Consider the following 12,319-nt stretch of genomic DNA (forward strand, 5'->3'; position numbering starts at 1 on the left):
TATAAACTGTGTGAGATAATGATAAAACATGTGACACTTTACACCCGTAACGCCCGTATGAACAGTCAATTAGAAATGTAAAGGAACGGTCCTGATACGAGATTCTGGAGCAAGCAGACCAGGTAACACTGCAGACTTCGGTTGAATAGCGACCGAATCCAACCAGTTAAACAAAATGAATTTCATTGCCATCATACTCTGTGTATCGCTTTTCAGCTTCAGTTCGGCAGTAGCCCAGCCAGGAACGGTAGACAGCCTGGAATCAATTCTTGATGAGGTGAGCGGCAGCGATCGCATCCCCGTGCTGGCCCGGCTGGCTGAGGAGCTTCAGAGAGAGCAACCCGCCACTGCGATACGTTACAGCTCGCAAGCCCTGGCCCTGCTGGAACGTTATCCCGACAGAGCGCTGCAGGTGGATGTGCTGTTTAACAAGGCGTGGGCCCATTATTCACTAAACGAATATGATTCACTGCTGACGCACGCCCATAAGATCCGGCAGATCGCCCGCGCTACCGGTCGACCGGAATACCGGGTCCGGGCCTTGCTGCTTGCAGCCCGCTTTTACAGGCAGCGTGGAGAGTATGAGCAGGGTATCGCCCGTCTTGACAGCGCCCTCACGCTAAATATTGAACAGACAAATTTTTTACAGCCCCTCATCCTGAATGAACTGGGATCCATCTGCCGGCGGCAGGGTCGCAGCAAAGAGGCGCTCGAATACCACCAGCAGGCGCTCGAGGTTATGAACCAGCTAAATGATCGTGCGGGCATAGCAACGACGCTTGGGTATATCGGAATCATGCACGATATCATGGCTCATTATGATGAAGCACTTCGAGCTCATCAACAGGCGCTTGAACTACGGGAGGAGCTAAATGATCAGCGTGGAGTGGCGGCTTCGCTGACGAATATCGGCATCATATACCAAAAACTGGCCAACTATGATGATGCCCTGGATTTTTACGAACGGGCCAAGCAGGTGTGGGATCGCATGGGGCTCAAGGCACAACAGGCCGCAACCCTGAACAATATGGGCGCAGTCTATGAACTGCAACGCCTCTATAAAAAAGCACTGGAACATTACCGGGAGGCTTTTACCATCTGGGACGAACTGGATGACCGGTACAGCGTTTCGATTGCGCTCAGTAATATGGGGGCTATCCACATGCACCTGGGGGAATACCGGCCTGCGCTCGAATTTCAACAACGGGCGCTTCAAAACCGGCAGATGATCGGGGATCAGTATGGCAGTGCGAGTACGCTGCTGGATATTGCGGAGGTGTACCACAAACGAGGGATGCCGGACTCCGCCCTGGTCGCCGCCCGGCAAAGCCTGGCACTGGCGGAAGAGACGGGAAGCTGGTCGCTGCTCCGCGACGTACACGAAATGCTTTTCACCATTTTTGAAGCGCAGCAGGAATATGAACAGGCCCTCTCCCACTTCCGGAGCTTCAAAACGGCGGAGGATTCGATCTTTAACTCGGAACGCCAGTCGGTGATCGCCGAGTTGCAGGAACAGTACCGCACCCGCGAACAGCAGCAGCGTATTGAGCTACTTCAACAGACGCAGGAGGTGCAGTCCCTCTGGCTGGGTATCCTGGTCGGCGGGGTCATCCTGGTAACTTCCATACTGGGCCTACTCTACAACCGCTACAAGCTCAGGCAGCGCGCCCACGAAGCGCTGGAACAACTTCACAAAACTGAAATCGAGAAAGCAGAACTGCGGACCAAAGCCGCCGAGGCGATCTCAAACTATTTCCAGGCTGAAAACGAGCGAAAGACCCAGGAGCTGGAAGCGGCCCGCGAACTGCAACTTTCGCTCCTTCCCTCCGAGGTTCCGCAGCCAGCCACAGCCGAGATATCAGCGTTTATGCAGACCGCCGCCGAGGTGGGCGGCGACTACTACGACTTTTTTCCTTCCGGTGATGAAAGCCTCACGATTGTCCTGGGCGATGCAACCGGTCACGGCACCAAGGCGGGGACGCTGGTAACGGCTACCAAAAGCCTGCTGAACCTGCTGGCCCGGGAGGAGAACCTGGTTACCATCCTGCAACGCACTTCCCACGGACTCAAAAAAATGAACTTCCGCAAGCTGTATATGGCAATGGCACTGGTTCGCCTGAAAGACCACACCATTGAACTGGCAGGGGCGGGCATTCCACCGGCTCTTCTATATCGTGCAAATACCCGAAAAGTGGAACAGATACCGCTGAAGGGAATGCCACTGGCCGGCGTCCCGGAATATCCCTATCGACAGACAACCATTACTGTTGAGGAAGGGGATGCGCTGCTTCTGGCCACCGACGGACTCCCCGAGCTCACCAATGAAGAAGGGCTCATGTTTGGCTACGAACGCATGCCCCGGATACTGATGAAGTGTGCTGAAGAAAGTCCCGAACAGATCATTCACCGCTACAGGGAGGAAGCGAAACGGTGGCTGAATGGGACTCCCCAGCAGGATGACTTCACGTTTATCGCACTCAAGATCAAAGGGTGAGTTTTTTTCGGAATCAGCGGTGGATGGCGAATGTTTTTTACAAGTTGTAAATTCGCTTTGGGCATTCATTTTTCGGCGATGGTTGTATCTTTCATGGACAACATTGAAGTTGAAACAGCCCTTCATCCTGTTCAAACTGTATTTTATTTCACTTTCGGCTATATGTTGTACCTGGTATATTTTTTCTCAGGCACAACCCACCTATTTTTTATTAATAAATATTAGAGTTTCTTAATAAAAAATAGTATTCTTTAAACGGGAAAACAAAACCAACAATCATATCCAATTCCACAACCTTGAGTGCAAGAGAACATCAGGCAGGTTCTGACCATTACACCTGGCAGCCGGTACCACTCGATTTTTTATTATCGAGCTACTCAGCCTTTAATTTTCGTGTGCTTGCCATTTTAAGTACATGGACTTTGTGCATCGCTTTTACGCTCGCAGCCACCATCTACCTGCTGCCGGAGAACCGTATGGTGATCGGCACAGAAAGTACGGAGGTGATAAAATTTTTCCTCTTCAATCCCGCCCTCATACTCGGGCTTCTACTCTTTTTCTGGTTTGGCTTTGAATGGGGATTCATCCCGGTGTTTCTCAGCTCATTTATCATTGCATTCCACTCGAGCATGGCGTGGGGGTGGGCCCTGCTGTTCGGCATCTCTTTTGTGCTGGGCATGTCGATCATGGCGATGGCATATCAAAGTTTCAAGATCTCCTACAACCTGCGGAGTTTGAAGAGCATCGCTTTTTTTATCTCCATCTCATTTATCGCATCGATCGGCAGCTCGCTGGGAGCGTTCATCTGGAGCCTTTCGCATCATTTAAGCGCCCTGGACACGCTCATCGTCTGGAAAGGATGGTGGAGCGGCAGCTTCCTGCAATCTGCTCTTTTTATCGGTCCCCTGCTCTTCTTTTTTACTCCTGTTGCAGAGCACCTCAAGCATCGGTGGCTCAAGATCCCGGAGCAACAGCCGATCTCGCTACGATGGGTGTATGGTGCGGTCATCTCGGTCACAATTGTGCTGGTCATTTTCATTTTGTCCGGTAAAATTCTCGGGGAACTGCGGGTCCAGGAGGTCATGACCGGGGCACAGCGTATCACCCTGACTTCGGTCATGGGAGCGCTGGAGTCTTTTGAAATAATCTCCTGGATATCGATGGGACTCATCATCGTCACCGGCTACGGGGCAATTTATCTTATCAGCGGGTGGAACCGAAAACTGAACAGGGAAGTCAATAAACGAACAGCCGAACTGAGTGAAAGCCAGGAAAAGCTCAGGAAATCGCTCAATGAAAAGGAATTCCTCCTCAAGGAGATCCATCACCGCGTCAAAAATAACCTGGCGCTGGTAAGCGCGCTTCTTGAACTGCAGGAAATGACCAGCGGTGCCGGGCAAAATCCCGAACTGCTGCAAACCTCACGCTCGCGCATCAAGTCGATGGCCCTGGCCCACGAAGCGCTCTACCAGAATGAGAACTTTTCAGATATCAACATCAGGAATTTTATCGAACGCATCGCAGATCTGACCCATAAATCATTTGCCCCCAAAGATGGCTCCATCCGGCTGCATCTTCATCTTGAGGATGCCCGGCTTAATATGAAGCGCTCAATATCGCTTGGCCTGTTGCTGAATGAAATTATGATCAACGCCTACAAGCACGCTTTCAAAGGGCAGCAGCAGGGAACTATTCTGCTCCAAAGCAAAACCGTAGGTGGAAAAGTACTTCTCGAGATCAGCGACGACGGGGTGGGACTCCCTGAAGATACCGGGATGGACAGCCAAAAATCCCTGGGAATGAGCCTGATAAAAAAAATGGCCAAACAGCTCTCCGGCAAGCTGGATATAAGCAGCAGCCAAGAAGGCACCACCTTTCGGCTCAGCTTTGACGAGGAGGACTAGCCTGGATTACCTCACCAAAAAATTTGTTCTTCAGCTAGGCAAAGGGAAAATGTCGCGCAGACGTACCATTGTACGTTGAGCAGGTGATTTACCCTTTAACGCAGCTGAAGGGTAAATCTCGCAGCGCTCTACCCCCTGTCAAATAAAAAGGTCGGCAACATATGAGGTAAGATACTGCCTGCCATCAGGGTACATGATTTGTGCATACATTATCGTGAGAAATACAGGCCAGCCACTTTTTCCGGTACACGCTTTGTTTGTAAATATTCCAGGGTAGATCTGCTTAACCAGCACGAATACTTTTCTCTGCCTGATCCGTTATTCCAGCTCCCTCCGATAGGTACGGCGCCTTTTGTGGAGCTCGTTCTCGTAGCTGTTCCACAGCGCCTGGATCGCCTTGTTGTCCTCCAGCTCGGGATTGGTCTCCACTTCGGTAATACCGCGCCGGTTAAACATCTCGTTCATCTCTTTAAAAATGATCGAAGTCAGCCCCTTGTTTTGGTATTCCGGCTTGATCCCGATAAGGTAAAAAGCGGCTTTCTGGTGAAAAAAGCGAGCCCGCAACAGGTGAAACCAGCCAAAAGGAAACAGCCTGCCTCCAGCACGCTGCAGTGCCTTTGCAAATGAAGGCATGGTGATGGCAAACGCAACAATCTCTCCGTCGCTGTCGGCCACGCAGTTGATAAAGTCGGGATGTAGATAGCGAAAATATTTCTGTTTGTAGTACGCAACCTGCTCCGGCTGTACAGGCACGAATGTACTCAGGTTGCGGTAGGTATCATTGACGAGCTCAAATATTTTGTCGACATGCTTCAGAATCTCTTTTTTACTTGAGAAGCGCACTACCTTCAAATTATATTTTTCCAAAATCAGGCTTGAGAACCGCTTCACTTTGTCGTTGGGACCCTCACCCGGAATTTTTATCTTGAACTCCACCCACTCCTTTTCCCTTTCAAACCCCAGCTGTTCAAAATGCTGCTTGTAGTATGGCAGCCCGTACCAGGTGATCATGGTATTCGGGTGCTCAAAACCCTCGACCAGCATGCCGGCTTTATCCATATTCGAAAACCCCACCGGTCCCTCCATAAATTGGAGCTGGTGGCGGCGGCCCACTTTCTCCACCTCCTGCACCAAGGCCCGCGTCACCTCAATGTCATTAATCGCGTCAAACCAGCCGAATCGAACCTTGGGTTTGTGCTGTTCATTCACTTCCAGCCAGTTTATAATGGCTACTATCCTGCCGGCGGGTCTGCCATCTTTAAAGGCCAAAAAAAAGTGCGCATCTGCATTTTTGAATACCGGGTTTTTACTCTGGTCAAACGTCTCCAGCTCTTCCTTGATGATTGGCGGGACCCAGTACGGATTATCTTCAAAAAGCGAAAAGGGAAATTCAACAAATGCTTTCAGCCCGGAGGTGGTCTTCATCTCTTTGATTTCGATCATGAGTACAGATTCTCCATCCAAAAATTGACTGCTAGCTCTCGTAACCCCGTCATAAACATTCTACAGACCGTTTGTCATTTAATTTTTACGTGTGGTTTGTCATTATGCACCCCGGTTGCAGGTGACCTTGCTGTGCTGTTGCTGCTTGCCTAATGATAACCATTTCTCTCCGCCGTCTGTGAGTTTTGGATAAACGTGCAGCGGCAATGCCAGGTCCGACAGGTTATCAGTTCCGGGTTATCTGGAAGATGGTATTGCTCACGATGGCCGCCATGGAAACGATCGCAGAGAAAATACTGATCCGCTCCTGTGCAGTTAACTGGCGCTGCTCCTCCTTGGGTGGAACGTAGATCGTGGCGCCCGGCCGCACTTTGGGATAATCCCGAAAGAACAAGATGTTGCGGGCGCGATCCACTTCCCCGTTGGCGTAGACGATGTAGGCATCTTTGGGTTTCCCCAGCTCAGAAGCCCCGCCGGCAGCCCGCAGATACTGTTTAAACGACAAATTCTTTTCGTACCGAACACTGATCGGGTACAATACCTCTCCGGCTACCTGCACGGTTTGCAGCTCCTTGGGAATTTCCAGCACATCTCCCGCCTGCAAAATAAGATCGCCCTGTACACCCGGATTTTTCATAATCTCTCCCAGCTGGATTCCCACCCGCGTAGTATTTTGCTGCAGACTGCTGGCATCCTGCAGGCTGTCGGGGATATTCAAAAATGTGGTATCCACCTTCTGCTCCACCTGCCGGGTCAAGTTGGCTCCCTGCGGATAGGCGTACTGGGTGAGTCCGCCGGCCCGCTGAATGAGGTCTGATATACGCATATATTTTTGATCGAGCGTATACTTGCCGGGGAACAGCACCTCCCCTTCAATCGTTACCTCTTCCTGCTCAAAATAGGACGGCGAATTCCTGACAAACACTTTGTCAAACGGTTGAAGCGTAAAGTCTGCTGTCTCCGCATCCAGTTTCAGATCCTCGTCGACACGAAATTGGTGGATTTCGGCAATCTCCCGGGGTACAAACGTGGAGTCTCCCCCGTCTATCCGCCTGGATACCTCAATCCGGTAGGGAGCGGCAGACTCCTTGAAACCGTCGGCCTGAAGAATGACATCCTCGAGCGTCATATTCTCAACATATGGAAATGAACCCGGCTCCTGCACCGCTCCCACCACATTGATGGTATAGTCTTCACGCAGGTCAAAAATGGAGGATATCTGCACGATATCATTTCGCTGCAACCGAATATCGTTCTGCTCCGGATTGTTAAGGACCTCGCGAACACTGAACGGGATCGCCTCGATCGTCAGGTCGGCCTGCTCACGGTATATCAGTCCCCGGTTCATAAACGCATCTTCCCTGATCCCCTCGGCCCGCCGGATCAGGGAATAAACGGTACTGGTGTCCTGCAATTCGTAGTCGCCCGGCCGAAACACAGCACCCTGGATCTCTACCCGGTTCTCGAACCGCTCCAGAACTTTGCCAACCGTAACCTCTGCCCCGTCTCCGGGTCTGAAGTTGCGCTGCCCCGGGTATTCAATATCATCGATCCTTTTCTGGGATTCGGTGTTGCTTATAACCTTGATACGCTTCGTATACGCATTTTCGGAAAATCCCCCGGCAAACGTAATCAAGTCCTGAACGGTCTCCTCCTCTTTCAGCTCAAAAAAACCGGTTCGTTTCGTTTTGCCCTTCAGCTCTACTCGTGAGAGATAGGGATCGATTTTAATTATATCCTGGTCCCTCAGCCGTATGTTATCGCTCTGATCTCCATAAACCAGGAAATCATAGATATCAAGCGTTGCAGCCACGCTGTCGCCCCGAATGACTTCGATCTCCCGGAACGTACCGGTTGAATCGGGTCCCCCTGCCGAATAGAGGGCGTTAAATACCGTGGCCAGCGATGGCAGTGTATACGTGCCCGGAAATCGCGCTTCCCCCAGCACCGTGACATTAATACTGCGAATATTACCCAGCGAAATACGGGCCTGCGTATCAGTAGGTTCTCCTTCAGAGGCTTCCAGGCCGGAATATATTTTGGTAAGTGCGCTCCTGATCCGCTCGCGGGCGTCCTGGATACTCAAACCATTGAGATAAATGGGCCCCAGGTTGGCTACGGTAATGGTACCCTCGGGAGAAACCGTCAGCTGATACGTCTGTTCGGCCGCTCCCCAGATGTCGATCACAATTTCATCTCCCGGTCCCAGCTGGTAATCTTCGGGAGTGGGAATATTCAGTGAGGGTGTGAATGTAATTTTATCACTCCTGAAGAGATTGGCTCCGAATATGCGGGTTTCTATGGTATCCCGCCGCGTGCGCTGTTGTTCTTCTACCTGGGAGGTGTCTGTGGTCACCGTACGGAGTTGCGGGCTGCTCACCTGCCGGGCATCTTCCTGGGAACGCTGCATCCGGATATCGCGCAAGCGACTCACCAGCCTGCTCACCTCGGCGGGTTGCATGCCCCGGGCCAGGGCCATCTGTTCCAGCTGCGAAATCGAGTAGCCCTGGTTCTGGGCACGTTCCCACAGCTGCTGGATCTGCTGGTCGGAAAGATCAGAAGATCGTAAATTCTGAAAATCAACGGACCCGATATCCTGGGCAACGACTCCGCAAACAGCAATAAAAAGAAATGATACTAAAAACAGGCCTACACTGAATAGCTTGTAATTGGCAACCATCAATTATGTATTAGTATTAAGAAATTGAAAGAATTTGTTCAGCAAATACTGTTTACCCCGGTTTCTGACCCAGAAATTTGACCCCTGGCCGGGCAAAGTTACAATCATAACAACGCGTGCCGGCATACGCTGAATGCTTTTTTACCTTCAACGCCGCCCGCCGGCAACATTCGCCGCCGTTGCCCCTTCAAATTTGAGAGGCCGACTACTTCATCCAAATCGAGTAAAAAAATGCGCCACAGGCATTTTTCCTACTCCGAAAACATCCAGGGTTAACGGGTTCAAAGGTAATAATAATTACTTACAAGTAATACCCGTGATCGGACAATTCATCCCTGAAACTTAATAATCAAGCAGCGATTTTTCCCGCTTTTTCAGGAAACGGTCGCACAGGTAAGATCCAGGTAACCCGGCTCCTCACGTGATCAAAACCCGTTTTTTTTGATCTGTGTCCACAACATTGGGTTCATTCACGACGCATCACTCAAGATCGGATGGCCGTTCCCTGTGATACGATTTGTAATCTTCGTAGAGATCCCGATAGTAGTAGGAACCGTAGTAATACTGAGAACCGTAATAGTAGTCGTTGCTCTTCTCATGATCGAACGATGAGAGCACCGAACCGATAATGTGGGCGTTAATCTGGTTGAGGTTGTCGATCGTATGTTTTACTTCCGCCTCATTGGTCTCTCCGAACTTCGTTACCAACAGCACCCCGTCCACCTCTTTTATCAGTGCCGAGGGATCGGTAATAATTCCATAGGGCGCGGAATCCACCAGGACGTAATCGTACTGCTCCTCCAGCCTCTGCACCAGGTTGATGAGCTTTCGACTCTGGTTAATGGCCGACGGGTTGGGCGGTCGTTTGCCGGAGGTCAGAATCGAAAGGTTGGGTACAATCGACTCTTTTATCGCCTCCTCTGAGGTCAAATCATCAAACAGCATCTCTATGATACCGGGCGAACGACTCAGCCCAAACATGTTGTGCAGGTTCGGTCGCCGCAGGTCGGTATCAATCAGCAAAACGTTATATCCCGCCTCGGCCAGCACCACGCCCAGGTTTGAGGCAACCGTGGTTTTTCCCTCTCCCTTGGTGGAACTGGTGATCAGGATAGAACGCATTTTCCGGTCGGGATTTGAGTAGATAATATTGCTTTCCAGGCGCCGAAAAGACTCCGATATGGGGGAAACGGTATCGAGCAGCGTTACCAGGCCAGTATCGATTTTATTGTCGCCGACCTCCACCTTCCGGCTGCCATCATAATGCTCCTTGATGTGGCGATCCATTTTCGGAATAACAGCCAGCAGCGGCGGGCCGAAGCGCCGTAATTTTTCGAGGCTGTCGATAGTGGTATTAAACGCTTCCCTGACAAAGATATACCCCACGCTCAGGATTCCCCCGAGGATAAACCCGACCAGGATATACAAATTACTATTGGGTTTAACCGGCAATTCGGAGACATAGCCGGTGTCTATCGGCCGCCCGAGTCCAAACTGGGTTTGTTTCCACAAGGTCATCTCGGAGTACTGCTGCGAGACCGTCACAAAAAGCTCCTCGTTGATCTCGACCTCCCGTTTTAGCCGGGCCAGCCGTATCATATTGTCAGGCAGCCGATCAAAAAACTGTTCATGCTCCTGCAGCTGTTCGTTGATCACTTCCAATTGAGAGTTGAATTGCTCGCGCTGTACCTGCAACTCAATCAGCTTGCTGTTAATGTCGGTCACCGCCTGGGAGATATTGCCGCCGGAATTGCCCAGGAAACCCAGATACTCATCGCCCTCATCAATAAGGTTTTGGGTTAATTCCCGCACTTTTTTCCTATAAACTTCAATTTTTTCATTAATCTTTTTCAGCTCATCCGGCGGTGTTGCCGCATCGTCTATTCCCGGATTATTGGCAACCAGTTGCATTTTCTCAATTTCCAGTTCTGCAAGCTGGTACTGCAACCGCGTCATGTTGGGCCCTATGGCATCGGCATACTGCTCGGCCAGCCCGGGCTTGATATTGTTGAGCCGCTCCCTGTACTGCTCGATTGCTGAATTTGCCGCCACCAGCTGCACGCGGGTTTCCTGCTTGCGCGATTCCAGGTTGGCGATTGTTGAGATTACCTGCTGGGTCTGTGCATCTACCTGCACAAGTTTATTTTCATTCATAAACTCCTGCAGTCGATTTTCAACGGTTTGGAGAGTATCCTCGATCCGCTCACGTTCGTTTTCCAGGAAATCCACCGCCGAGTTAGCTGCTCTTCGATTTTGGCGGGTGGATACATCCATGTAAATTTGCATGGAAAAGTTAACAATATCGGCCGCTTCCAGCGGAGAAGGACTCTCGTACCCTATTGAAATAACATCGGCCTGTTGATCTGCTTTGGAAAAGGTCAGATTCCTGCTTAAACGCCCGGCTATTACATCCTTGTCGGCCAACGTCGAATCCTCCGGGTAACTGGTAAAAAGGATGGGATACTGGTTCCCGTTTTCCATGAGGCGACGGTTGATCAGGGTGTCGGCCAATTCAGTAGAGAGCCTGCGCGACTGCAACACCTGCATTTCGTTGGCGATGGTACTCCCCGCTCCTATTCCGTAGGTGCTGGTCAATAGGTTGCCCAGATCGCTGCCCGCGTACGAATACCGGTTTTGCTGCTGCGTAATCAGCATAGAGGCCTCGCTGCGATAGATCGGCGTCTGGTAGTTCGCCACCACACCGGCAAGTATGCTAAACAGGATAACGCAGCCGATGATCAGCCATTTGTTATTCCAAAGTATATAAAAAAGCCGTTTGAGATCTATCTCATCCTCATCGTTGCGCTCAGGGGGCTTGCCCCCCTGATACCCGCCCTGGCGGGAGCCGTTGGAAGAAAATTCATTACCATTATTAGGATAATGACTATTTGCCATGAAATTCTTTTTTATTGAATCGGGTGAAGCCTCGAAAATACATATAAAATTACTTTATAACATCCGCTTTTGCCAATTACCCTGACCCCGGGTCGCCGGATTCCCGAACAGACTCTGGAAACCGGCATTTGCAAGGGCTCCTCTGCTGAAAATTCAGTATACCTTCTTCCATTATACAGCAATTCGCGACCGGTCTATCCCATATTTGCTACTGCCCGTACCGCTTCCGGTATCGGCTGCTCACCCGAAACCAGATCGAGCTGAAGCCCGGCTGTCTCCGGCATTTCCAGCACTTCGGCCAGTACTGCGGCCACATCCGCGCGCGGGATCTCTCCCCGCTCGAGCTGCCGGCCCAGCGACACCCTGCCGCTTCCCGGGTCATCAGTCAGCCGCCCCGGCTTGATGATCGTGTAGTCGAGTCCGCTGTTCCGAAGGGCCTCGTCGGCTTCTTCCTTCGCTTTTAGATAGGTCCGAAAGACCTCATTTCCGCGGGGTCTGTCGGTTCCCATTGCGCTGATCATCACGTACCGGCCAATTCCGTTTTTCTTCGCAGCTTCGATTAATTTTATGGCCCCGTCGCGGTCCACGGTCCACTTGCGCTCAGCGCCACTGCCGGGACCCGCCCCCGCCGCAAACAGGACCGCATCTGCCTGCCCAACCGCATCGGAGATATCTGCCGTCTGCTCTATGTCACAGACCACCGGTTCGGCCCCGGCCACGCGAAGATCATCCGCCTGTTCCTCTTTCCGGATAATGCCGCGCACCTCATGCCCCCTCTCCCGTAAAGCAGGGTGAAGGAGCATCGCAATACTTCCATGTCCGCCAACGATCGTTATCTTCATAAGTATAAATATTTGTCGATTGTCATTGCTATGTTAGCCTGTGGGATGATCCCCAACCGAA

The 12,319-nt window shown here is 51.3% G+C and carries 6 protein-coding genes; 2 read left to right on the forward strand and 4 right to left on the reverse strand.

The window, feature by feature from the left end; translation table 11 throughout:
* The first annotated feature begins 175 nt into the window (after positions 1-175).
* Positions 176-2,494 (forward strand): tetratricopeptide repeat protein, encoded by a 2,319-nt coding sequence (locus tag ACG2F4_RS03135; RefSeq protein WP_395258296.1) that lies wholly within the window; start codon positions 176-178, stop codon positions 2,492-2,494.
* A 296-nt stretch (positions 2,495-2,790) separates the two neighbouring features.
* The gene (locus ACG2F4_RS03140; protein WP_395258298.1) at positions 2,791-4,398 is read left to right on the forward strand and encodes a sensor histidine kinase; all 1,608 of its coding nucleotides are present in this window, start codon (positions 2,791-2,793) and stop codon (positions 4,396-4,398) included.
* Between the two features lie 318 nt (positions 4,399-4,716).
* Here the strand turns inward: ACG2F4_RS03140 and ACG2F4_RS03145 are convergent, their stop codons facing one another.
* The 4 genes from ACG2F4_RS03145 to ACG2F4_RS03160 form a co-directional block, all read right to left on the reverse strand.
* Positions 4,717-5,841, reverse strand: coding sequence for a GNAT family N-acetyltransferase (locus ACG2F4_RS03145; protein ID WP_395258300.1), 1,125 nt, complete (start codon positions 5,839-5,841; stop codon positions 4,717-4,719).
* Between the two features lie 226 nt (positions 5,842-6,067).
* Positions 6,068-8,521 (reverse strand): SLBB domain-containing protein, encoded by a 2,454-nt coding sequence (locus tag ACG2F4_RS03150; RefSeq protein WP_395258302.1) that lies wholly within the window; start codon positions 8,519-8,521, stop codon positions 6,068-6,070.
* Positions 8,522-9,001: 480 nt separating this feature from the next.
* A complete protein-coding gene (locus ACG2F4_RS03155; RefSeq protein WP_395258304.1) occupies positions 9,002-11,416 on the reverse strand; it encodes a GumC family protein in 2,415 nt (804 codons plus the stop codon).
* A gap of 194 nt (positions 11,417-11,610) precedes the next feature.
* A complete protein-coding gene (locus tag ACG2F4_RS03160) occupies positions 11,611-12,258 on the reverse strand; it encodes an SDR family oxidoreductase (protein WP_395258307.1) in 648 nt (215 codons plus the stop codon).
* Positions 12,259-12,319 lie beyond the last annotated feature (61 nt).

This window comes from Halalkalibaculum sp. DA3122, assembly GCF_043951865.1.
Classification (GTDB): Bacteria; Bacteroidota; Rhodothermia; order Balneolales; family Balneolaceae; genus JAMQKA01.